At 29.6% G+C, this 23,977-nt stretch carries 20 protein-coding genes; 10 read left to right on the forward strand and 10 right to left on the reverse strand.

What is annotated here, in order from left to right; translation table 11 throughout:
* Window positions 1-58 precede the first annotated feature (58 nt).
* The gene (locus EG240_RS06550) at window positions 59-1,531 is read left to right on the forward strand and encodes a T9SS type A sorting domain-containing protein (protein ID WP_125018600.1); all 1,473 of its coding nucleotides are present in this window, start codon (window positions 59-61) and stop codon (window positions 1,529-1,531) included.
* Between the two features lie 125 nt (window positions 1,532-1,656).
* Window positions 1,657-3,876: a B12-binding domain-containing radical SAM protein gene (locus tag EG240_RS06555; protein ID WP_125018601.1), complete on the forward strand. Its 2,220-nt coding sequence runs from the start codon at window positions 1,657-1,659 to the stop codon at window positions 3,874-3,876.
* Between the two features lie 34 nt (window positions 3,877-3,910).
* Here the strand turns inward: EG240_RS06555 and EG240_RS06560 are convergent, their stop codons facing one another.
* The 7 genes from EG240_RS06560 to EG240_RS06590 form a co-directional block, all read right to left on the reverse strand.
* Window positions 3,911-4,258, reverse strand: a complete 348-nt coding sequence (locus tag EG240_RS06560) for an SdpI family protein (protein WP_235830339.1) — start codon at window positions 4,256-4,258, stop codon at window positions 3,911-3,913.
* A complete protein-coding gene (locus EG240_RS06565; RefSeq protein WP_125018602.1) occupies window positions 4,255-4,755 on the reverse strand; it encodes a DUF1648 domain-containing protein in 501 nt (166 codons plus the stop codon). The genes EG240_RS06560 and EG240_RS06565 overlap by 4 nt, the downstream gene beginning before the upstream one ends.
* 6 nt (window positions 4,756-4,761) lie before the next feature.
* Window positions 4,762-5,187, reverse strand: coding sequence for a DUF3784 domain-containing protein (locus EG240_RS06570; protein ID WP_125018603.1), 426 nt, complete (start codon window positions 5,185-5,187; stop codon window positions 4,762-4,764).
* Window positions 5,188-6,171, reverse strand: coding sequence for an alpha/beta hydrolase (locus EG240_RS06575; protein WP_125018604.1), 984 nt, complete (start codon window positions 6,169-6,171; stop codon window positions 5,188-5,190).
* Between the two features lie 10 nt (window positions 6,172-6,181).
* A complete protein-coding gene (locus EG240_RS06580; RefSeq protein WP_125018605.1) occupies window positions 6,182-6,754 on the reverse strand; it encodes a YIP1 family protein in 573 nt (190 codons plus the stop codon).
* The gene (locus EG240_RS06585; RefSeq protein ID WP_125018606.1) at window positions 6,744-7,034 is read right to left on the reverse strand and encodes a DUF2089 family protein; all 291 of its coding nucleotides are present in this window, start codon (window positions 7,032-7,034) and stop codon (window positions 6,744-6,746) included. The genes EG240_RS06580 and EG240_RS06585 overlap by 11 nt, the downstream gene beginning before the upstream one ends.
* A gap of 102 nt (window positions 7,035-7,136) precedes the next feature.
* A complete protein-coding gene (locus tag EG240_RS06590; protein WP_125018607.1) occupies window positions 7,137-8,078 on the reverse strand; it encodes an EamA family transporter in 942 nt (313 codons plus the stop codon).
* Window positions 8,079-8,313: 235 nt separating this feature from the next.
* On the opposite strand from EG240_RS06590, the gene EG240_RS06595 reads away from it, so the two are divergent.
* The 6 genes from EG240_RS06595 to EG240_RS06620 all read left to right on the forward strand — a co-directional run bounded on the left by EG240_RS06595 (window position 8,314) and on the right by EG240_RS06620 (window position 16,863).
* Complete coding sequence (locus tag EG240_RS06595) at window positions 8,314-9,180, forward strand: helix-turn-helix domain-containing protein (protein ID WP_125018608.1); 867 nt, start codon at window positions 8,314-8,316, stop codon at window positions 9,178-9,180.
* A gap of 78 nt (window positions 9,181-9,258) precedes the next feature.
* A complete protein-coding gene (locus EG240_RS06600; protein ID WP_125018609.1) occupies window positions 9,259-11,322 on the forward strand; it encodes a hypothetical protein in 2,064 nt (687 codons plus the stop codon).
* Window positions 11,319-12,362, forward strand: coding sequence for an HlyD family secretion protein (locus EG240_RS06605; RefSeq protein ID WP_125018610.1), 1,044 nt, complete (start codon window positions 11,319-11,321; stop codon window positions 12,360-12,362). Before EG240_RS06600 ends, EG240_RS06605 begins: the two co-directional genes overlap by 4 nt.
* A gap of 10 nt (window positions 12,363-12,372) precedes the next feature.
* Window positions 12,373-13,335: a TackOD1 domain-containing metal-binding protein gene (locus EG240_RS06610; RefSeq protein ID WP_125018611.1), complete on the forward strand. Its 963-nt coding sequence runs from the start codon at window positions 12,373-12,375 to the stop codon at window positions 13,333-13,335.
* Complete coding sequence (locus EG240_RS06615) at window positions 13,332-14,639, forward strand: glycosyltransferase (RefSeq protein ID WP_125018612.1); 1,308 nt, start codon at window positions 13,332-13,334, stop codon at window positions 14,637-14,639. Before EG240_RS06610 ends, EG240_RS06615 begins: the two co-directional genes overlap by 4 nt.
* Before the next feature lie 109 nt (window positions 14,640-14,748).
* A complete protein-coding gene (locus EG240_RS06620; protein ID WP_125018613.1) occupies window positions 14,749-16,863 on the forward strand; it encodes a hypothetical protein in 2,115 nt (704 codons plus the stop codon).
* A 125-nt stretch (window positions 16,864-16,988) separates the two neighbouring features.
* Here the strand turns inward: EG240_RS06620 and htpG are convergent, their stop codons facing one another.
* Entirely contained in the window at window positions 16,989-18,836 is a 1,848-nt protein-coding gene (gene htpG, locus EG240_RS06625) for a molecular chaperone HtpG (RefSeq protein ID WP_125018614.1), read from the reverse strand.
* 171 nt (window positions 18,837-19,007) lie between these two features.
* Between htpG and EG240_RS06630 the strand changes: the two genes are divergently transcribed.
* Complete coding sequence (locus EG240_RS06630) at window positions 19,008-19,445, forward strand: lipocalin family protein (protein ID WP_125018615.1); 438 nt, start codon at window positions 19,008-19,010, stop codon at window positions 19,443-19,445.
* Between the two features lie 21 nt (window positions 19,446-19,466).
* The gene (locus EG240_RS06635; protein WP_125018616.1) at window positions 19,467-20,165 is read left to right on the forward strand and encodes an OmpA family protein; all 699 of its coding nucleotides are present in this window, start codon (window positions 19,467-19,469) and stop codon (window positions 20,163-20,165) included.
* 94 nt (window positions 20,166-20,259) lie between these two features.
* Here EG240_RS06635 and EG240_RS06640 read toward each other — a convergent pair whose 3' ends face one another.
* Window positions 20,260-22,716, reverse strand: coding sequence for a TonB-dependent receptor domain-containing protein (locus tag EG240_RS06640; RefSeq protein ID WP_235830340.1), 2,457 nt, complete (start codon window positions 22,714-22,716; stop codon window positions 20,260-20,262).
* 88 nt (window positions 22,717-22,804) lie between these two features.
* Window positions 22,805-23,146: an arsenate reductase (glutaredoxin) gene (gene arsC / locus EG240_RS06645; RefSeq protein WP_125018618.1), complete on the reverse strand. Its 342-nt coding sequence runs from the start codon at window positions 23,144-23,146 to the stop codon at window positions 22,805-22,807.
* Window positions 23,147-23,977 lie beyond the last annotated feature (831 nt).

Genomic DNA, 23,977 nt, shown 5'->3' on the forward strand with positions numbered 1-23,977 from the left:
ACAACTATTTCTTTTTTTTACCAACTATTTTTCTTGATTTATTAATCGAACTCAGGTTATGAAATCAAAATTACTAAGTTTTTTTTTATTAACTACTATTAGTGGTTTTTCTCAAAATTTTATATTAGATGAAGATTCTGGAATTTTACCAGTTCAACGAAATTGGGATGAAGTACATTTTCAGGATATAGACGGTGATGGTTTCATTGACTTGTTTACTGGTGGTGCAGCTTCTAATTATGCAACCTTTGGCCGTATGTACAAGAATGATGGAACAGGTAATTTTATACTTGACGATGATACTACATTTATTAAAAAGCGTGAAGGCGGTCTGGCTTTTGGTGATGTAAATGGAGATGGATTTCCTGATATGATAGTTTCAGGAGGATTTGGTAGCCCTGGTGAAAATCAAGTAGGATTATATTTAAATGATGGTGACGGAAATTTTACTGAAAATTTAAATAATACTTTTGTTACAGCAAGAGAAGGTGATATTCGAATGTTTGATTTTGATAATGATGGCGATTTGGATATAATTATTTCAGGACTTATTAGTAGTAATAATTACGCTTTGCATTTATATCAAAATGATGGAACAGGAAATTTTACTTTAAATAGTCAATCTGGTTTAGAAACTTTTGGATTATATTATGCTCATCTTGAAATTGCTGACTTTGATGATGATGGTTTACTTGATATAGCCACAGTTGGTAAAGTATCAACAGGAGCTCAATTGTCTAAAATTCGAATTTTTAAAAATAATGGAAATAGTACATTTACATTAATGACTCAATCTATTTTTAATCACACAGCAAAAGGGGCACTAAAGGTTGGTGATATTGATAATAATGGAACTATTGATATTGTATTTATTGGTAACGGACCTGCTTCTAGCGCTAATTTTAGTGGATATAATTCTGCTATATTTTTAAATGATGGAAATGCAAATTTCACAAAAGCTGAAAACACTCCTTTCATTCGCCATACTGATTATCCATCTATTGCTTTAGCAGATTTTGATAATGATGGATTTCTAGACGTAATTACATCGGGTAGAGTTGTGCAATCTCCAAATACACACGCAATTCATTTTTACTTAAATAATGGACAAGGAAATTTTATTGAGGTGGAAGACATTCCGTTTACAGCTCATAATTATGGAAAACTAACTGTTGGAGATGTTAATAATGATGGATATAATGATTTATTAATAACTGGTTTAGGAGATAATAATACTGCGGTTGCTAAATTATATATTAATAATATCGGAGTTTTAAATGTAGATAATAAAGAATCTTTTAAATTTAAAATTTATCCTAATCCTGTTCAAGACTTTTTAAATATCGAATCTTTCTCTAATGATAATTTAAAATCATTTGAAATTTATGCTATCAATGGAAGTTTGATTAAACAGAATATAATTCAATCAAATTCATCAATTGATGTTAGTTTTTTAAGTTCTGGAGTTTATATTCTATCAATTACAACAGAAGAAGGAAATGTGAATAGAATAAAGTTTATAAAAAAGTAAATAATATAGTCATATTAGATAAATCAGTTTTATTCGAATAAATAAATCAATTTTAAGTGTTTACTATTTAGAAGATTGTTCTTTTAAAATAGTTTATAAAGAATATCATTTTCAAAATTGTATTTTTGCAAAAATTAATTTCAGTTTTGGAAACACAAATCTTACTTATTACACCGCCTTTCACACAATTAAACACTCCTTATCCGGGAACGGTTTATTTGAAAGGTTTTTTGAATACAAAAAATATTTCATCCTTTCAATCCGATTTAGGTATCGAAGTGATTTTGAAATTGTTTTCTAAAAAAGGATTACAAGATTTGTTCGTTTTTATTGCTGCAAATAATTTTGAATTGGGCGAGAATTCCCAACGAATTGTTGCGCTTCAAGAAGATTATATCGAATCTGTAGATGCGGTTATTGCTTTCCTTCAAGGAAAAAATCCAACGTTGGCAAATGCCATTGTACATGACGATTTTCTTCCGCAAGCTTCACGTTTTTCGCATCTCGAAGATTTAGATTGGGCTTTTGGCTCGATGGGTTTTCAAGATAAAGCCAAACATTTTGCGACTTTATATTTAGAAGATTTATCGGATTTGATTATCGAAACGGTTGATGAAAATTTCGGATTCAGTCGTTATGCTGAACGTTTGGGTCGATCTGCCAATTCGTTTGATGAATTATATCAAAAATTAAATGAGCAACCTACCTATATTGATGAAATTACGTTACAAAGTTTAGCCCATTTAATCACGAAAACCAATCCGAAAATCATCGGTTTTTCAGTTCCATTTCCTGGGAATTTATACAGTGCTTTTAGATGCGCAAAATACATAAAAGCCAATCATCCAAACATAAAAGTGGTGATGGGCGGTGGTTTTCCGAATACTGAATTGCGTTCACTTGCTGATGTTCGCGTATTTGAGTTTTTCGATTTCATTAATTTAGATGATGGCGAAGCACCAACCGAACAATTGATTCGTTTTGTGAATAATGAAATTTCTCAATCCGAATTAAAGCGTACTTTTTTATTGGAAAATAACGAAGTGAAATACATTAACAATCCGTTAATTCAAGATTATAAACAGAGTGAAGTCGGTTGTCCTGATTATTCAGATATCGATTTAAATCAATACATTTCGGTAATCGAAGTGGTTAATCCCATGCATCGTTTGTGGAGTGATGGCCGTTGGAATAAATTAACTATGGCGCACGGTTGTTATTGGGGAAAATGTACGTTTTGCGATATTTCGTTAGATTATATTAAGGTTTATGAACCTATTGCGGCTAAAGAAATTGTAGATCGTATGGAACAATTAATTGCAACGACGCGAACCACAGGTTTTCATTTTGTTGATGAAGCTGCGCCGCCTGCTTTGATGCGTGAAGTTGCCATTGAAATCATTAAACGAAAATTAACCGTTTCGTGGTGGACGAATATTCGATTTGAAAAAAGCTTTACGTTAGATTTATGTCGATTATTAAAAGCTTCAGGATGTATTGCAGTTTCTGGCGGTTTAGAAGTTGCTTCTGATAGATTATTGAAACTAATCGACAAAGGAGTTACCGTTGAACAAGTAGCTCGCGTAAATCGAAATTTCACTGAAGCCGGAATTATGGTTCACGCCTATTTAATGTACGGTTTTCCAACGCAAACCGCTCAAGAAACGATAGATTCCTTAGAAATGGTTCGCCAAATGTTTGAAGTGGGTATTATGCAATCTGGTTTTTGGCACCAATTTGCGATGACAGCTCATAGTCCGGTTGGGATGAATCCAGAAAGTTTTGATGTGATTAACCATTCTACAACTTTAGGAACTTTTGCGAATAACGATATGATTCACGAAGATAAATCGGGTGCCGTTCATGATAAATTTTCTTTTGGATTAAAGAAATCATTATTCAATTATATGCACGGTTTGTGTTTTGATTTTCCGTTGCAAGAATGGTTTGAATTTAAAATTCCGAGAACAAAAATTGAACCTGATTATATCGTTTCCGTTTTAGAAAATGAAGCTTTCCAAACCTATAAAGCGACGCAAAAAGTGGTTTGGCTAGGAAGTTTACCCACTTTAGAAACGTTTACCAAAACCAAAAAAGGAAAAACATTTGAAAAAGCTCGATTAACGTTTCATTCCAAACACAATTTATTAGAAATTGAATTGGATTTGGGAGTTGGTCGATGGTTACAAAATTTCTTACAAGAATTAAAACAAAGTCCGAAAGGTGTTTTATCATTCGCACAAATGAAACAAAGTTTTGAAGCGCGAACTTCTGAAGATTTTGAACCTTTTATGTTTACCAAACAAGCCGAACAATTACGTGATTTCGGTTTACTAATTATATAAAACAAAAACGTCGTTCTCTTGAACGACGTTTTTGTTATGGTATTTGTTTTAATTTCTTTTCAACAATTACTAATAAAATAATAACACTAAGTAGTAAAATAGCAACTCCAAAAATGGCTGTCTGATCGTTATCAAAAGGAAGTAATGTTCGAGTAAATGATAATGCAAACATTCCCAAGCCAATAAATGACATTGTTTTAGCACTGTATTTTTGAGCAAAATCCCATTTAGCTTGACTTTGCATTGAACTTGCCGTTCGGTAACCGTACAAACCATTAATCTTTTTTGGTGGAAATTTATACATGATAATTCCCATCAGCATAAAAATAAAACCAACAGCTAAAAGCATTGGATTGGTGATTTCTAAAATTTTATCTATCATATATTTTCTTTTTTTGATTGTTTCACACTATAAATAATTATTGAAATTCCTACAATTCCTGTTAAAGGTAGAAACCAAACACCTAAACTACCCGATTTGTTTAATGCAATTTGTATGGTTTTATAATCGATAAATATAAAAATTAGCAGTACAAACAAGTTGAGTGATTGCATAAAACGCATGGCATTTTTATATTGTGTTTCTACATTTTCGGCTGTAATCGTTTCTGAATAATTGAACCAATACGGTTTATTTGCTGTTATAGTTAATGTAACGAATAAAATGGATGCTATTAACGGTAAAAAGAAAATGGTTATTTTATCTCCGTACGCATCAACTTCCCCTAAACCGTTATAATGTGTTGGAATTTCTTCAGGTAAATGTTTGTAAGCTAAACTAGTAATAATCCAAAAGACAATAATTAAAAAATAGTTTACAATCTCTAATGTCTTTGTAAATTGTGACGGTTTAACTTTTATTTTCGGATTTTTATTCATGTTTATTTATTCGATTATCAAACTTCCCTCATGATGATAAACTGAAAAGGCAATGACTAATCCCAAAACAATTAAAAACAACATCACAAAATAGTTTAAATAAATTTGCCATTTGCTATAAATATTGGTGTCATACTTTTTACCTACAAAAAACAAAGGTAGAAGTCCCCAAGTTACAGTTATCGATAGAAGGGCACCCCAAAGATTATCGTTTTCAAAGAAATAACTTAATATTCCAATAATTGTTAATGCAATCGCAATTCCGTAAAAAACTTTATGAAATATTTTTACAATGGCTTTAAAATCTACATTCTTCTTTTTTTCATCGCTCATGGTATTGTAACCGCTTAATAAGCTAGGAGCTGATTCTTCGGTTACAATTCCACCAATGAATACCATGATAAAAGCCATAACTAAACAAGTTACAAGCATTTAGAATTTATTTTTCTGTAAGAATTTTGTAATAATTGAAACTAATTCTTTGTTGATTGGTAGTTTTGGATCATTGTATGATTTAATATTTTCCTCATCTTTTTCAATAGTTTTGAAAATATGATTCATATTTTCGATAATTACAACTTCTGATTTCGGATTTGCTTGATGTAAGATTTCAGCTTCAGTTACGCTAACCTGAATATCTTTTGTACCATTAATGATTAAAATAGGCATTCTTAATTTAGCAATTTCTTCTGCAGGATTTAAACTGATCCATTCAATTAAAAAAGTTTGATTTTGCTCTCCAAATAAACCTTGTAACATTGGATTTACATCAGTAACTCGATTTCCAGCTTTTAATTGGTTAAGAATTCTAGAAACTTCGTCGTTTAACATCGGTGCTTGTTTGTTTAATTGTTCTGCTAGAATTATATCAATTGAATTACCAGCTCCAGCTAAAGAAATAAAAGCAGATGCATTTTTCTGTGCAGCAACCATTCCAACTAAAGAACCTTCGCTATGTCCTGCAATAATAACGTTTTTGAACTTTAATTTTTCCTTCAAGAATTTCACAATCGTCACGGCATCTTCAATACCATGTTGAAAATCTAGATCAGGAAGGTCAGATTTATTTTTTAATAAGCTTACCACGCGTTTATCGTAAGTAAATACATTAAATTCATGTTCTGATAATCCTTGAGCTAAGAATTTTAAAGAATTGTTTTCTGCCATTCCTAAAGAATTTCCGTTTCTATCTGTTGGTCCAGAACCAGCAATTAGTAGAATAACGGTTTCTTTATTTTTTGCTTGGTATAAATCACCCACTAAATTTTCTGTAATTTTGATTTCACGACTTGAATTGAATTGTGATTTTGATTCAGGTATTGAAGCGTTTTTGTCGTTTACATTTTTAATTGGGGCATTTTGTGCATTTGAAGTAAATGCTGAAACGAATGTTAATACGAATAAAATTTTTTTCATAATAGAATTTTTAAATTGAGTTAATAATAATTGAAGTTAATAAATCTATGATAATTAATGTTGCAAAAAATAAAACATAATGCCAAGCTTTTTTTGCATTGGTTGCTGTTTTAAATCCAATGAAAAGTAAATAGATGTAGTATATAAAAAATGCAAGACCTATCAATCCAACAATCAACAAAAGAATAGGAGGCGACATGTTGTAAATATCGCCGTTTGCAATTGCTTCAACGATTTGATTGATTTCATTGGTTAAAAAATTATTTATGTTTTGAAATAAACTCAAATAAACAGGAATAAAAGCTAATAAAACGGTATTTAATATATCTATAAATCTGGTTTTTTTATTAATGATTTTACCAATTCCGAAAAACGCTAATGATAAGAATGAAATACAAACGCACAGGTTAAGAAACGATTTTAAAAGGCTAACTTTTTCTGTTGGATCTATTCTTAATATTTGAATGTTTATATCCATAAAATGAGCAATTAAAATTCCTAGAATTAAACTAATAATTCCAATAATCGTTTGTTTTTTATCACTTAATACAGCAAAAGGATTTAATAATATGCTATTTTTCATTGTTATTTTGGTTTTGAAGTTGTTTTACATGTTCAATCATATCGTCTAATTGATTTCGGACAGTTGGATAACTTATTCCTAATTGAGAAGCCATTTCTTTTAAACTTCCGCTTGTTAGAAAAAACTGTAAAATAAACTCCTGTTCTTTTGGAGTTAATTGTAAAAAAATCGGTAGCGGATAATTTCCATTTATGCTAGTTTCGCAATGGTTACATTTCAATTGAGAAACTTGGAGGGTTTCTTCACAACTCGGGCAAATTGACGGAAATTTAAGGTTCATTTTAATTTTGTTTAAGTTGGTTTTAATTTTGTTAAGTCAAATATAATAAAAAATAACTTATATTTTAACATGTTGCAAAAAAAAATCTCTTTTTAGGAGATTTTATTTATTTAATAGTAATCGATAATTCATTAAAACAATAGCGAGTAATATGATTAGAATTCCTGTCCATTGTATCAAAAGTACTTGTTCGTTTAATAATATAAAAGCAAAAAGTACAGATACGGGTAATTCGATTGAAGAAATAATACTTCCTAATCCTACTCCTGTATTGGGAAAGCCTTTATTCAATAAAATTGGAGGAATGATTGTTCCGAATAAGGATAAAATAATTCCCCAAGTAAAAAAAATTTCAAATCTAAAATCTCTAATTTGAGTTGAATCTGAAATAAAACCTTTCATAAAATCAAAATTATTTGGACCAATCTGTGTAAAAAATCCAAACAAAGCAACAATAATTCCACCGCCAAAAAGCATGAACAAACTTCGTTTTGTTGCTTTTAAATGTGTTGCAACACTATTTGTAGTAAATAAAGTCATACTAAAAGAACAAGCTGCTAAAAATCCAAAAATCAAACCAGTTGTGTTTAATTCAATTTCCGAATTAAAAATGTTTGTTGCTAAAGCAGTTCCAAATAATACTAAAAGTACTGAAATAATTTTAGTTATTGAAGGTGCTTTTTTTGTTTGTAAAACCTCGATCAAAACGCCAATCCAAACTGATTGCATCAACATCACAACAGCTATGGATGCATTAATATATTTGACACATAAATAATACAAAACACTTGTTAATCCCATCGATGTTCCGGCTAGCATTAAATTTCTTATGTCTTTTGATGTAGCTTTTTTGTCTTTTGATTTTTTGCTAAATAAATGAATTAATAATAATATGATTATTCCAAAGGCAAATTGTGAGGCGGTAACTTCTGCGGTTGAAAAACCTTCTTTATATGCCAGTTTCACAATGGTTGCAAGCATTCCGTAACTAGTTGCTCCAAGTGCAACAAATAAAATTCCTTTTGTTAAATTCTTCTCCATGATTTCTTTTCAAAATAGCCTACAAATTTACGAATTATTTTATGTTTCCGAGTTTGTAATAAGAGTTGAAAAGTCAAAGTTTTTTAAAGCTTTTTTAATGTTAATTAAAATTTGTGTAATTGTGAAAATTAATCGAAATTATGTTAAAAAACAATAATGACCATAATTATTTCTAAAATGACAGCTCACCAAACTTTAATATGTCTAGTTTTGCAAGCAACAAAAATTATATCAATTTATGTATGTAGTTTCAAAAGAATTAGAAATTAAAGGTTTTAGTATTATTTCAATTGATGATCTTATAGCTAGAAATAATGGTTCTTCTAGCTTTAATACAATGGAGTATTTTGTAATAGTTATTGTATTTGAGAAAACAAAAATTATTGTAGAAGGGCGTACTTATTATATTGAAGCAAATAATTTAGTTTATATAGCACCATATAAAAATGTTATTTATGAATTTTGGGATCCTCAAAATACGATAGTTGCTTTTTCATCGTCATTTTATGAAAAATCTGCTAAAGATAGTTTTATACTGAATTCAGAATTGTTTTTCAATGATTTGCAAGATATTTTTATTTCTCAGCCAATCGGAAATAGCGAAGCTTTAAAAGGGTTAATTATCGATCGAATCAATTTGTATAAGGAAAAAGATTTCGGAATTTATACTAGTGTCGCTCATAATTGTGTTGAAATTTTACTGTTAGATGGGCTTTTACGATTAGAAGAAAGTTCCTTTGAAAAAGTTAATCATCATTCAACTTATTTAGAAAAGGTAAACAAATTTAGAGTGCTTCTACAGAAAAATTTTAAGAAAGAAAAAAGTGTATCATATTATTCAGAACAACTAAATATTTCTCCTCAAAGACTTTCGGTAATGACCAAGACTGTTTTAGGAAAAGGAGCAAAAAAAATTGTTGTTGATAAAGTTGCAAGTGAAGCTCAAAAAATGTTAGAAAATTCGACTTTAAATATTTCTGAAATTGCTTTTGAATTAGGATTTCATGATGAAGCTAACTTCAGCACATTTGTTAAGAAAAATTTAGGAAAATCACCAACTGAGATGCGAGAGTTTTTACTTAATAGTGCAAAAAATACAAATTAAAGAATCAAAATCAAAGATACCTGATTTTTTATAATAAGTAATTTTGCATTTAATTTTTTAGTTTTAAAGGTATTACAAATGAAATTATTATATAGCTTGTTACTGATAATTCTGATTGGAGTTGACCTAAAAGCTCAAACAAACGGAAGTTCAAATCAAGATTTAGATCAATTAGTAATTGAATATAATGCCCTTTTTTTCGCTAGTAAAAAATTAGTTGAAGGAGTTCAGAAAAATTCACCATCCTCAGACAAAGAAGTATTACTAAAGTTTATAGATCAAAATGAAAATTTAGTAAATAAAAAGGCTTCAAACTTAACCTTGAATGGTCAAAATTCAATTTCGAATATTGGATTAAAATGGGTTTCAGATTTCACACATAATTTTGGTTTGGGTGGATCTGATGACGAAGATATTTATTTTAGATCAAAAGTTTCGACAGGTTTAGATTGGGTTATTTTAGGAGAAGGTAGTTACTTCAAACATAAAAACGATCTAAAATTAAATCAGATTGAAAATAGAAAAGATTCGTTGGAATTGGTTTTGTTTAAAAAATCGGATGTTTCAGAAAAGAAAATCGAGACTTTAAAATACATTTTCGATATTCAACGGATTGAATTATTAAAAAAGTTTGCAGAATTCTTAAAAGCAAAAGTTGTTTACACAAACAATTTATTTGAAGCTAAGTTGATTAATCTGCCTGAGAAGTTAAAGATTCAAAACGATTATTCAAAGATTAATAATCATATCGAATTAAGCGAAAGTTACCTATCTAAAGATGATAATCAAACGCTTTTAAGTGAATATGGTAATATTCCAAATATTGATTTGGATGTATTAAATATCGAAAAACAAGAGTTGACAGATTTGTTGACTTTGGATTCAGAGATTATTGAGCTTCAAAAGGAATTAATTCGAAAAGACAGAAAAAATTCGGATCGACCTAGTTTGAGAACAAGAGTGAGATATAACGTTTTCAATTCTGAAGGTGCTTTTAATCGTTCATTTGCAAGTGTTGGCGCTTCATTATCAGTTCCAATCCGTTTTGGTAAAGACCAAGCTCTTGAATATAAAATTGAAAGTTTTGATGCAAAATTAGAATTGCAAAGAACAAAAGCCAAAGAGCGCTTAGAAAAGTTGCATTACGATTTTTATTTTCAAAAAAATGAATTGAAAAATTTACAAAACGATGTAAAATATATAGAAGCTCTTATTGAAAATGAAACTCAAGTTTATGAAAAGCATATTCTGAATTTTAGTCCAGAAAAATATATTGATTACTCAATGCAATTGCTAAGAAAAAAATTGGAAATTTTAGATGTGAATCAATCAATTTCTGAATATTTTGTTACTTATCAATTGTTATCGGCTCCAAAATCACAATTGAATGATAATGTTGCTATCGAAACTATTTTGGAAGAACCGATAGAAATTCCTTTAGAAGATAAAAAATTAGCAGTAGCTACTTCAACTTATTTATGGAGTGATACTTTTAAAGCAGAAACGAATCAATCGCTGATTGAGGCTTTAAACAAGAATAATATTAAAATGTTGTTTCTTTCACCTGGTGAAAGTAATCAAGAAAAACTAAAAGATTTTGTAGTACAAGCTAAACAAAACCAAGTTGAAGTTCACCGTTTAATTGGTGAGAACTCGTACGCCAAAAATCAATTAGGAATAAAAAAATTGATTCGCAAGATCAATCACTTAGATAAAGAAAACTTTACAGGAATTCATTTAGACATTGAACCTCATACGTTCTCTGATTATAGAGAAAATATTGATAGTTATGTAGAAAATATGAATACTATTTTTACGCTAGTTAACCAATGGTGCGAAGATAATGATGTGAAGCTTAGTGTAAGTGTTCCAATGAATTTAACCGAAAAAAATGCAAAAGTTTTGAAGAAATTAAACATCAAAACTTATATAATGGCTTATGAAAATGTGGATCAAAAAAAGTTGTTAAAACGCACTGAAAAATTGAGAAATATTTTAAAAGAAAATTTTGTTTGGGTATTACGATTAAGTGATTTTGAAAATGTTGAAATTTTAAATACAGCATTGAATGAATTACACAATCATGGAATAACCGAGATAAGTTATTACGATCTTTCAGTGTTATTAAATAAAAATGAATGAAGGTTAAATTCACCAAAGATATTGTAGTCGATAACTCGCAACCAGAAAAGGTAAAAAAAAGAAGATGGGATAGGTGGTTATACTTAGGTATTTTGTTTATTCTCTTTGCTTCTTTTATTCGTTGGCTGACTACTCCTTGGTTTTTTGATTTAGCACACGGTATATTATTACAAGAACAATACGATGTCAAGTTTACAGATGATATTAGAATCCTAGAATATAAAGTTCATGAAGATGAATATGTTTTAAAAGGTGATACTTTGTTTTCTTATCAGATTTATGATGAAAATGCAAATATTAACAGAAGTAATCAAGATTCGCTTCAGGTTATTAGAAATCACGCAGATAGAAAAAAATCTTTAATAGATATCGAAGCTCAAATTGAAAAAAGAAGGTTGTTTTTAATTGCATTAAAAAAGCGTTTAAATTATTGGCAATCGGAACGTGTAAAAAAAGAAAAACTAGTTTATTTAAATGTTATCACTCAGAATGAATTAGCAAATGTTGATCGTTCGGTAGATGATACAAAATATGAGATTGCAACAATTCAGGCAGAATACCAAACCTTGATTGATGAACGCTTGAAATTGCTTCAAGGAGTTTCAAATGCTAATCGTTTGGATAGAGTTGGTTTTCATCTCAACAATCGTAAAACGTATTTTACTTCACCTGTTGATGGTTCAATTGATCGTATAGCGATTCAAGAAAGCCAAGTTTGTTACAAACCAGAAAAAGTATTTTCGATTATAAAGCCAATTTATTTTGTTAGAGCTTACATTGAAATGTCTGATTTAGATGAATTTGAAGTTGGAGATGATGTAGTCGTTGTTTTACCGTATGGGCATAAAAATTTAGCAGGAAAGGTAAATAAGATGTATGCCGTTTCAGAAACAAAAGATGAGGTAATTATTGATAATTCTGTACTTGATTATAGACATGGTGTTGTTATAGAAATTTTGCCTGCTAATTGTGAAGGATGGGATAAGTTAAAGGTTAGTAATATCCCAGTTAGAGTAAGAAAAGGAATAATAAATTTATAAAGTTTAATTTATGTTAGATAATATAATTGAAATTCACGGAAAAAAGGTAGTGCTTTTGGAGCATGCAATAACCAATAATCTTTTACCAGACCCTAGCTTAGCTGATGTTTGGGTGATTAATCATAATGATCCAAAGCTTGTAAAACGTTTTTTATATAAAATTATTCGATCAGAAGATATAAGAATTAATCTGAAACCAATTTTTTTACAAAAAGAATTAAAAAAGGTTTACTCATTAAGTTCAGATTTGTTAAAGAGTTTAAGCGATGGATATATTAAATGGTTAAATTTTATTGATAAGATACCTTACATAGAAACTATAAATAATTTCATTGAAAAAAATCAGTATAAATACGATGATTTCGATAAAACTTCAGATGAATTTTATACTTTCAAAATCTTAAATTATTACTATACACGTAAAAAAAACATTGTACCAAATATTAATAGAAAATCTTTAACAGGATATTCATATACACGAATTGAGGCTTTTTTTGAAAACAAAAACGATGCTTATACTAAATCTCGCATGTTATTAAGAGAAGCTTTTCTTGGAGGTTCATTAGCAAGAAACTATGTAGATACTTCTCATTTGTGTAAAAACTGTCACAGTGGTTTCTTAAACTTTAGAGAGGTTTGTCCAAAATGTACAAATCACAACTTAAAAGTTCGAAACTTAATTCATCATTTTAGATGTGCTTACGTTGGAATTGATAAAGATTTTGTATTAAAAGATAAATTAGCTTGTCCGAAATGTTCATCTGAATTAAAAAATTTAGGTGTAGATTATGACAAACCAGGGAAAATATTTTTGTGTAAAAACAAAAAATGTAATCACGAATTTCAAGATGCTCCTGTGGGTGTTCATTGTGTTGATTGCAAAACAGAACAAAGTCCAGACGAACTAATTGTAAAGAAAATTTATGCTTATGAATTGACCAATTTAGGATACCAACAAGTTATTGAACAATGATGGAACTTTGGGAAAAGTACTTCTATCTATGGCATATACTTGATTGGAAAGACATCATTAAATGGGGTTGGTACATTTTTATTTTAGATATTCCAAGATTTTTTGTTATTGAAGGAATTACTTTGTATTGGAGTAGAAGCGAAAGAAAAAAAACCAAAGATTTATGGGATAAAGCAAGAGAAGATTTGTTTGATGAAATGCCTTTGGTCACAGTCTTAGTTCCTGGTCATAACGAAGGAAAACATCTCTTTAAGCTTGTTCAATCAATGAATAGGCAAACCTATACAAACTTAGAGTTGGTTGTTGTTGATGACGGGTCAACAGATGATACAGCGATTATTGCAAGTTCATTTGAAAAAAGTGGTCTGATAGATGTTTTTTTATCAGCTGCCGTAAGAGGAGGTAAAGCTTCAGCAGCAAATCTTGGTCTTCGATATTCAAAAGGTAAATATGTTGTACATCTAGATGCAGATTCATCTTTAGAATCAGATGCTATTGAGAAAATTTTAATTCCTTTTTATCGATATGAAAATGTTGGAGGTGTTGGAGGAAATTTGGTAGTGCGTAATGGAGAAGAATCGTTGACCACAATGATGCAATTTTTAGAATATCTGCAAACCATTAGTGTTTCTAGAATTGTACTTTCAAAATTAAAAATTTATAAAATTATTTCAGGTGCATTTGGAGCTTTCCCAAGGCATGTGTTGAATCGAGTAGGAGGTTGGGATATCGGTCCTGGATTAGACGGAGATATAACAGTAAAGATTAGAAAGATTGATTATAGAATTCTTTTTGAAGAAGAAGCAATTTGTAGAACACACGCTCCAGTAACTTGGAAAGCGTTAACGAAACAACGTTTGAGATGGTCGAGATCTTTAATTCGTTTTCGACTAAGAAAACACAATGATATTTGGCAACCAAACAAAAACTTCAAGATTATTAATTTTTTATCATTTTTCGAAAATGTATTTTTTAGTTTGGTTCTTGATTTACTATGGTTCTTTTATATGTTTAAAATTTTAATAACCGATCCTTCTTTTATGTTGATTTGGTTTCCTTTTAAATATACAATTTATCTTTTTATGACTTTAGGACAATATTCGTTTGTGTTCTTCGTGAATAAGGATAAAAAATATCTTTTTTCAAAAATAATATACATACCACTGTATCCATTATATATGGGATATTATATGAGAATTGTCCGAACTATTTCGTATATCGATGAATTCTTTTTTTACGATTCTTATAAAGATGTCTGGAATCCATTGAAAACTTCGAAAAAAGCAAAGGAACATGGCATGTAATTATGAAAAAATAACAATAAAAAGATAAAATAGCAAAATAATAGACTAAACTAGATTATATATTTTTGCTGAAAATTAGATTATATTTTATTAACAATAATTAATTATTATGAAAAACAAAAAATTTAAATTAACTTTCTTAGGAGCAGCACTTTGTTTTGCATTAGTTGGATGTTCTAACGACGATTCTGTTGACGGAACAAACAATAATAACTCTGAATCTGGTGTTGTAAGTAATGAAGATGTTACAATCACTTATGGAAGTGACTTGTTAAAACATTATTCAGAAAGTAATAACTCAAAAATTAATCTTATAAATGGATTTTCAGCTCGTTCTGGAAACTCATTACCAACTTACCAAAATCAACCTATAACTGGAGCTATTAATCTAGTTACAATTGCAAATCCTTCAAATGTTAATACACAGTCAGGATCAGTTTATTATATTCCTACAGGTGAAACTTTCAACGGAAATATTAATTTAGTTGCAGGTGTAAAATTAATCATTCAAGGAACATACACTGGAAATTTAAATTTCAATGGTGCAGCTGAGATTTATGTTGAGGGAGCTTTAAATACTTCTGGTACTATTAATGTTCCTTCAAACGGCAAAATAATTGTAGGTCCAAATGCAACATTTGGTTCAAATACTACAATTCATTTGAATTCAAACGGACAGATAAATAACTTCGGTGATTTTACTTATAAATCAAATACAATAGACGGTATTATAGAGAATTATAAAACATTAACTTTAAATGGGGGTAGTACTTTTAATGTTAATTCATTAAGTGAAATTAGAAACCATTGTCAAGTTACTTTTGAAAAAAATACACAATTCAATGGTAAATTAATCAATAATTCTAAAGCAACATTTAATAATGGTTTTTCAATCAATAGTAATGGACGTATTCATGTTGCTAGTGATTCTTATACTCATGTAACTAGTGGTTCAATCAGTATTGATGGAAGAGTTGAAAATTTATCTACAAACGTTTTAACTAACAAGGCTAGAATTGATTTAGCTTCAAGTGTAACTCTTGGGACTATGAATGCTAATCCTGCATTTAAAGGTGGAATTGATATTAATACTACTTTATCAGGAAATAATTTAAAAATCGCTAATGATGTTGCATTAAACGAGAACACATACATTGCTTCTTCAGATTGTATTAATGTTAATTTAGGTAGTTTTGATTGTACAGCAGCTTCTGTTAACATGAACTATTCTGGAATTTATCAAAGTCCAGTAGTTGGAAATATTACATTAAGTGCTACTGACGTTAGAGTTGTAGGAGATAAAGCTTATGTTTCTTACCATACAAATGATGAAGAATTTGATGATTCACCATTTGGAAGTATTCGTGTTTTTGATATTTCAAATCTTCAAAGTCCACAATTAATCGCACAAGCAGACTTTAATAAAGCAGAATTTAACTCTCTAGAAATAAATGGTAATACATTATATGCAGTTGGTAACAATAAAGCCGGAGCAATTATGTACACTGTACCTTTAACTGATGGAATGTTTACTAATAATCCGGATGCGATAAAATCTAATAATTTACCTTCTTTATCAGCAAAGAATTTAAACTTTAATGGTACTAATATTTGGTTAGCTTCAAGTGGAACTAATGGCGGTTTGATAAAATTAAATGATGATTTTTCACTTAATTCAAATGTTCAAGCAGTAACTGGCGCGAAATACGTAGTATCTAATCCAACTAAACAAGTTTTCTTATCTTTGGCTAATGGTACTCCTTCTTTGAGATTCGCAGATAATGCTGGTAATTTATTATATGGTGCTGCAAAAAGTTTTTCATCTATTAATTTAAATGTAACTGATGGTAAAAATACTTTGGCTTTAGAGTCAGATTATGTTTACGCTGCTTTAAGTGATGCAGGAGTTGCAAAATTTGATTTATCTAATGGTAATTTAGTAGATCGTTTTATTCCAAGTGAATTAAGAGGTTTAGACGGATACAAAGTATTAAAAAATAACGGTAGATCTAATGCTGTTGCTGTTGATGCTGATTTGTCTGGGTGTTTCTTATATGTAGCTAATGGTGGAGATGGTGTTGTTGTTTTAAATAAAAAGACTATGAAATATGTCGGTCATTTTACTTTAGCTCAACAAAGATCTGCTAACTATGTTTATTCAACAAACAATCATTTGTTTGTAGCTTCAGGAAGAAATGGTTTAGTTATTATTAACAAAAATTAATACTTAATAATTAAAAAATGGAGCGAAAGCTCCATTTTTTACACCTAATATTTATTTACTAAACTACACAACAAAAGAGGGAATTTTCAATTTGAAAATTCCCTCTTTTTATATGCTAATGTTTCTTATTTAATATTCTCAAAATTACGCTTAATAAAAGCTGTCAAAGCTTCACCTTTTAATAATCCTTGAGAAAGCTTTGCTAAATCTAACGCTTGGTTGATTAAAGCAGTTTGTTTTTCGCCTTCTGTTTGTAAAATTGAAGTTGCTAATTCACTATTTGTGTTTACAACTAAATTGTACATTTCTGGGAAGTTACCAAACATATTACCACCACCAGCTGCTTGCATTTCTTTCATTCTACGCATAAATTCAGGTTGCGTAATCATAAACGGCGCTGCATTACTATCTAATGCTTCAGTCTGTATCGTATAGGTTTGTTTTGGAACAATGTTCTCTAAAGTTTCTTTTAATTTTGTTTGTTCTTCTTCTGATAATTTAGAAATAGTGTTGTCATCTTTCTTAATTAAATTATCAATAAAATCAGCATCAACACGAGCAAAAGTTAAGTTTTCGTTATCCATTTCTAACTTCTGAATTAAGTGAGAAACAATCGGCGAATCTAAAAGAACCACTTCATAACCTTTTGCTTTTGCTTGTTCGATATAACTGTGTTGTGCTTCTTTATTAGAAGTGTAAAGAACAACTAATTTTCCGTCTTTATCGGTTTGTTTATCTTTCAACGCTTCTTTTAATTCTTCCAAAGTGTAGAATTTATCATCAGTTGTTGGATATAAAACAAAACTTCCTGCTTTTTCATAGAATTTAGGTTCAGAAAGCATTCCATATTCTAAGACCATTTTAATGTCATTCCATTTTTGTTCAAAATCTTCACGATTTTCGTTGAATAACGATTTCAATTTATCAGCAACTTTTCTTGTAATGTAATTCGAAATTTTCTTTACATTTCCATCAGCTTGTAAATAAGAACGCGAAACGTTTAATGGAATATCTGGCGAATCGATTACACCTTTTAACATCGTTAAGAATTCTGGTACAATACCTTCTACATTATCCGTTACAAAAACTTGGTTTTGGTATAATTGAATTTTATCTTTCTGAAGTTGTAAATCAGCAGATAATTTAGGGAAATATAAAATACCAGTTAAATTAAACGGATAATCTACATTCAAATGAATGTTGAATAAAGGCTCTTCAAATTGCATTGGATACAATTCGTGATAGAACTTTTTGTAATCTTCATCTGTTAATTCAGAAGGTTGTTTTGTCCAAGCCGGATTAGGGTTGTTAATGATGTTATCAACTTCAACTTTATCATCTCCTTCGCCTTCAGTTTTAGTTCCGAATTTGATTGGCACAGGCATGAATTTGTTGTATTTAGTTAACAATTCATTGATTTTATATTCTTCTAAGAACTCTAAAGAATCTTCAGCGATATTTAAAATAATCTCAGTTCCACGATCTGTTTTATCAGCTTTTTCTAAAGTAAATTCGGGAGAACCATCGCAAGTCCAATGAACAGCTGGTTCATCTTTGTAAGATTTAGTGATGATTTCAACTTTATCTGCAACCATAAAAGCAGAATAAAATCCTAAACCAAAATGTCCGATGATTCCTGAATCTTTGGCAGAATCTTTATATTTTTCTAAGAATTCTTCAGCACCAGAAAACGCAACTTGGTTGATGTATTTTTCAACCTCATCAGCAGTCATTCCTAAACCTTGATCAATGATATGAAGTTTTTTATTTTCCTTATCAATTCGAACTTCAATTTTAGGATTACCAAATTCAACATTTGTTTCTCCGATTGAACATAAATGCTTTAATTTCAAAGTTGCATCTGTTGCATTAGAAACTAATTCACGCAAGAAAATTTCGTGATCACTGTACAAAAACTTTTTAATTAACGGGAAAATATTCTCTACCGTTACATTTATTTTACCTGAAGTCATTTTTATTTGTATTTTAATATGATTATTTTAATTTTATTCTTCAAATGATTCAAAGAGAGTACCAATTGTTTGCGTTGTGACAAAGTGTCAGAAAAATGTTTTTTCTTTTTTTATAAAAATGTATCATCAAGGCACATTATTTGCTATTTTTGCAATAGTAAATTAAATATTATGAGAAAAATTTTAGGAATTGGTTTAATTGCGTTATCTTTTGTGGCGTGTAAACCAACAAACGATGTTAAATCACAAATTGGTTTAAAAGGTGAATGGACATTAACAAATGTTTCATATCCTAAAGGTTTTAAAGTAACTTCTTTTCATGTTGCTGATGCAAAGTGTTTTGAAGGAAGTCAGTGGAAATTTGTTCCAAACAATAGTACAGGAACAGTAACTTTGGATCATGCTGGAGATTGTCCTACTTTTTCTTCAAACATAGTTTGGACCATTGGAACAGATCAATCATTTAATATGAAATTTGTTGGAAATGAAAAAGCAAAACACATTACTAGTGGTTACAAATTGAGTATGGTTAATCAATCTGCGAATTCATTTGAGTTAGTGGATGATTCTACTGGAACAAAAGTGGTTTATAAATTTGAGAAAAATTAATAATAATAGAAATTAGATATCATGAGAAAATTTAATACTTACTTGTTATTAGGTGCTTTAATTAGCGGAACTTTTTTAACTAGTTGTAATACAGTTAAAAATTCTAACAATACACAAAGAGGTGCCGCTGCAGGTGCCGCTGCAGGTGCAATCTTAGGTGGTGTTTTGGGTAACAATGTTGGAAGTAAAAACAACAGTGCTTTAGGAGCTGTTTTAGGTGGAGTTGTTGGTGGAACCGTTGGTGGAGTTATTGGTAAGAAAATGGACCAACAAGCTCAGGAAATTCAAAATACTTTACCAGGTGTTGAAGTTGAAAGAGTAGGTGAAGGTATCAAAGTTACTTTAGGTGAAAGTACAGTTAATTTTGAATTTGACAAATCTGATTTAACTGATAAAGCAAAAGCAAATTTAGATAAATTGGCTAAAGTTTTTATCGCTAATCCAGATACAAGATTGATGATTTACGGATACACAGACAATGTAGGTAAAGAAGAATACAACGTTAAATTATCTCGTAGTAGAGCAAATGCTGTTAAAGCATATTTAGTAAGTAAAGGAATCGGAACGAAGCGTTTAACTACTGAAGGTATGGGAATGGCGGATCCGATTGCATCTAATGATACAGCAGCAGGAAGAGCTAAAAACCGTCGTGTTGAATTTAGTATTGTTGCTAATGAAGATATGATTAGAGATGCTCAAAACGAAGTTAATAGATACTAATTTAGTATTTGATAATATTAAAAAACGTTCAGTGAAAGCTGAACGTTTTTTTGTATAAAGAAAAAAGCTTAGTGAAAACTAAGCTTTTAAAATATTACATCATTTCTTCCATATCTTCTGAAGAATTTTGTCTTTTTTGATTTTTCATTCGATCACTTGCAGATTGATTAAAACGATACGTAAATGCTAAATTTATAGTTCTTTCTCTCCATTGCATTTCAGAATACGATCTTGCTTGTGGTAAATCGATATCCATCATATGTTTTCTAGAGTTGAATAAATCTTGTACATTTAATGTAACTGTTCCTTTATCTTTAAGTACATCTTTGCTAAATGCAAGATTGACACCAACATTTCCTAAACGTTTACCTTGAGCTGTTGCTTGTGGTCCGCTATACATCACGTTTGTTTGCCAATCAACTTTACCAGGCAAAGTTATTTTTGAACTTAATCTACCAGACCAAGTAAAGGTATCATTGTCAAAATTTTGATTAACAACTTGATTTAAATTTTCATCGAAGTATTGATAATTTCCTCTTGTAGCAACTTGGAATAGATTTGCATTTGCATTTAATCTCCACCATGCAAAAGGAACATAATTTAAATTTATTTCTAAACCGTATCTGTATTCTGTTGCTAAATTGATCGGACCACTTATCGTTATTGGAATTCCTTCATCATTAACTCCATTAACTCTTCTTACATATTGAGTAGCATCATTAGTTTTATTAAAATATGCAGAAGTATTTAAAGTTAATTGATGACTAAAACGTTTCATATACCCAAGATCAAATGCATCAGTGAAAGAAGGATTTAAATCTGGGTTACCTTGAAAAAAGTTTATTGAACTAGAATAATTAGAAATCGGATTTAACATTCGACCTCTCGGTCTCCTAACTCTTCTGCTATAACTAGCCGTAATGTTTTCTCCTTCAATAAATTCATAACTTAAAAATAAACTAGGGAAAAAGTTGCTGTATTTTTTCTTGTTAAAATCTTGAGTTACTAATTGATTTACGTCTATTTGAGTGTTTTCCCAACGTAAGCCAACCATATAACTGAATTTATCTACTTTATTTCCGTATTGAGCATAAAGTGCATTTAGACGTTCTTTATATTCAAGATTACTGTCAGAAGGAATTCCTTGAACAATATCTGTATCTAAATTAAAAGTTGTATTTAATTCGTTGAAATTACCTAGATATCCTGCTTCAAATTGGCTTCCTTCTCCTAGTGGTAAAATATAATCAGCACGAGCAATCAATCTTTGTTCATCTTCTGTCGCGCGAGTAACTTCTTTAGATAAGATATCTAAGGTTTGGTCTATAGTTGAAATATCAGAATTTTCTAAATCTGTATTTTTACTTATACTTCCCGATACAAATAATTGATGTCCTTTGTCGTTAAATTTATAAGTAAAATCAGTGTTGTATTCTGCTGTTTCTTTTTGGTCGTCTTCTTCGGTTAATCGGGTGTTTTTATAAAGTAAATTATAATTTTCATCAAACTTAGAATAGTTTAAAGTTCTAGGATTATCACCTTTGTTTTTACGAAATGTTACTCCGTTATTCCAAGTAAATTTATCCGTAATATTCCATTCAACACCAATGTTACCATTAAAACCATGTCTGTCTCTAGTGTTTTTTGATTGTTCATTAACGTATTGAGAAGTAGTTCCGTCTTCGTTAAAATATTCTGAATCATTAAGTGAATTACCAAATGTTTTATTTTTACTATATCCTAAATTAGCAAATAAATTCACACTTTTCATGCGGTGATTTACGTTTGCATTTAGTCCATAACTTAATGGATCACCAATATTTGCAGAAACACTTCCGTTTGTTCCGTTGTTACTTCCTTTTTTTAAGATGATGTTAATGATTCCAGCTCCACCTTCTGCTTCATATCGAGCAGATGGATTTGTGATCACTTCAACACGTTCAATTGATTCTGATGACAACATCTTCAATGCATCTCCAACATTTGAAGCTAATCCAGATGGTTTACCGTCAATTAAAACTTTAACAGATTCGTTTCCTCTCAAACTTACATTTCCGTCAGAATCAACTTCTACAGAAGGTATGTTGTCAAGAACATCGCTAGCATTACCACCTCTTACGATTGCATTGTCGCCAACGTTATAGATACGTTTGTCAAGTTTTATTTCAACTTCAGCTTTTTTAGCTTGAACAACAATTCCTTCTAAAAGCTCAGAATCACTTTCAATTTTAAAAACACCTAAATCTGCATTTTCTGTAATTTCTTTATTAGAAATTTCAATTGTTTTATATCCTAAATATTCAACACGAATGTTGTAAGTTCCTGCAATTGTTGGAATATTGAAATTACCTGTTGTATCGGTTACATCACCTGTAATGATTTCAGGATTTGTAGTGCTAATCAATGTGATATTAGCATATTCTAGAGGTTGGTTAGTAGAAGCTTCGACTACAGATCCTTTTATAAATATTTCATTAGAAGGCGTTTGTGCCCACATTAATGAACTAAAAGAAAGTGACGCAACTACTGTTAAAAACCGTGTTGATTTCATCAAATGAATTTTTTATAATTTGTAGCAAAAATACTAAAACAATTGAGTTTTATTGATAATGTTTTGTTAAAGAGCTGTTGCTTTTAGATTAAATAATGTCATTTATTCTAGAAAACGGACGAGCGATAACTCCTTGATTCTCATTTATAACGATTGGTCTTTCAATTAATTTTGGATTTTCAGACATTATCTTAATAATTTCTTCGTCAGAAAGTGTTTTGTCTTTATAATTCTCTTTCCAAATTTCTTCTTTAGTTCGAACTAATTCGATAGGAGAAATGTTCAATATTTTAATGATTTTAGATAGTTCTTCTGGAGTTAAGCCTGCATCTAAATATTTTACAACACTGTGTGGAATATTTTTTTCTTCTAAAAAGCAAAGACCTTCTCTAGATTTGCTACAACGTGGATTGTGATATATTGTTATCATCGTTTTAATATTTAAATTCAATTTTTTCTTAAATGATGTTTATAAAAAGGAAAACCAGCTTAATATGCGAAGGTACAATTATAAGGCATATTAAAACTCATTTTATGGATGTTCTTATTTTAGCAAGGATTCCGTCTAATTTGTTTATTTTAAGTTCACTCAGTGAATTTTTTTAAAACATCATCTAGATTCGATAATAAATTTTCATCTTCAAGTAATTTGCACAGGCACAAAAAAAATAGCTGATTTCAGTGAAATAAAATTCACTTTTTTAAAATAATTTTGTAGTGACTTAATAATAACTACAGAGTTATTCTTTGTAATTTAAAAAAAAGATAGTAATTGTTAATTTAATTGAGACTTAAATAAACTCTAATTTACTAAAAGGAAGTGCAAAAAAGCACTTCCTTTTATTTTAAAAATGGATAGTTTGGATATGCAAAATTAGCTGAAATCAGGGATTCTATACAATTCAAAATAGTAAGTTATTTGTATCAACAAAAGAAAATAAAAAAAATTCTGAGTTAAAAAAAAGAAAAGTTAGAAAAGAAAAAAAGTTGTTTTTAAATTGGAGCTTAACCTAACTCTTAAGCATAATAAGAAAGTGTAATACATCACTTTCTTTTTTATTTTATAAAAATTCAAGTTACTAATTATAGAATTCTAAAACGGACTAAAAAGAAACTGTTGAAAAACTAATATATAAAATACATATTTGAAAACTATCGTCCGATTGGTTAGTCCTGAAATAGCGATACATTATTTAAATGATTAAAAAAGCATAAATTATACAGTAGTAGATTCGATGTTGAAAACATGCTCCAAAGTGTC

The sequence above is a fragment of the Paenimyroides tangerinum genome (genome assembly GCF_003865405.1).
Lineage (GTDB): Bacteria > Bacteroidota > Bacteroidia > Flavobacteriales > Flavobacteriaceae > Flavobacterium > Flavobacterium tangerinum.

Bases quoted from the DNA above. Each gene is read 5' to 3' on its own strand.
- EG240_RS06600 (WP_125018609.1), top strand. From the start codon at position 9,259: ATGAAATTATTATATAGCTTGTTACTGATAATTCTGATTGGAGTTGAC.
- EG240_RS06620 (WP_125018613.1), top strand. From the start codon at position 14,749: ATGAAAAACAAAAAATTTAAATTAACTTTCTTAGGAGCAGCACTTTGT.
- EG240_RS06570 (WP_125018603.1), bottom strand. From the start codon at position 5,187: ATGCTTGTAACTTGTTTAGTTATGGCTTTTATCATGGTATTCATTGGT.
- EG240_RS06595 (WP_125018608.1), top strand. From the start codon at position 8,314: ATGTATGTAGTTTCAAAAGAATTAGAAATTAAAGGTTTTAGTATTATT.
- EG240_RS06635 (WP_125018616.1), top strand. From the start codon at position 19,467: ATGAGAAAATTTAATACTTACTTGTTATTAGGTGCTTTAATTAGCGGA.
- htpG (WP_125018614.1), bottom strand. From the start codon at position 18,836: ATGACTTCAGGTAAAATAAATGTAACGGTAGAGAATATTTTCCCGTTA.
- EG240_RS06610 (WP_125018611.1), top strand. From the start codon at position 12,373: ATGTTAGATAATATAATTGAAATTCACGGAAAAAAGGTAGTGCTTTTG.
- EG240_RS06575 (WP_125018604.1), bottom strand. From the start codon at position 6,171: ATGAAAAAAATTTTATTCGTATTAACATTCGTTTCAGCATTTACTTCA.
- EG240_RS06565 (WP_125018602.1), bottom strand. From the start codon at position 4,755: ATGAATAAAAATCCGAAAATAAAAGTTAAACCGTCACAATTTACAAAG.
- EG240_RS06550 (WP_125018600.1), top strand. From the start codon at position 59: ATGAAATCAAAATTACTAAGTTTTTTTTTATTAACTACTATTAGTGGT.
- EG240_RS06560 (WP_235830339.1), bottom strand. From the start codon at position 4,258: ATGATAGATAAAATTTTAGAAATCACCAATCCAATGCTTTTAGCTGTT.
- EG240_RS06585 (WP_125018606.1), bottom strand. From the start codon at position 7,034: ATGAACCTTAAATTTCCGTCAATTTGCCCGAGTTGTGAAGAAACCCTC.
- EG240_RS06615 (WP_125018612.1), top strand. From the start codon at position 13,332: ATGATGGAACTTTGGGAAAAGTACTTCTATCTATGGCATATACTTGAT.
- EG240_RS06640 (WP_235830340.1), bottom strand. From the start codon at position 22,716: ATGAAATCAACACGGTTTTTAACAGTAGTTGCGTCACTTTCTTTTAGT.
- EG240_RS06580 (WP_125018605.1), bottom strand. From the start codon at position 6,754: ATGAAAAATAGCATATTATTAAATCCTTTTGCTGTATTAAGTGATAAA.
- arsC (WP_125018618.1), bottom strand. From the start codon at position 23,146: ATGATAACAATATATCACAATCCACGTTGTAGCAAATCTAGAGAAGGT.
- EG240_RS06630 (WP_125018615.1), top strand. From the start codon at position 19,008: ATGAGAAAAATTTTAGGAATTGGTTTAATTGCGTTATCTTTTGTGGCG.
- EG240_RS06605 (WP_125018610.1), top strand. From the start codon at position 11,319: ATGAAGGTTAAATTCACCAAAGATATTGTAGTCGATAACTCGCAACCA.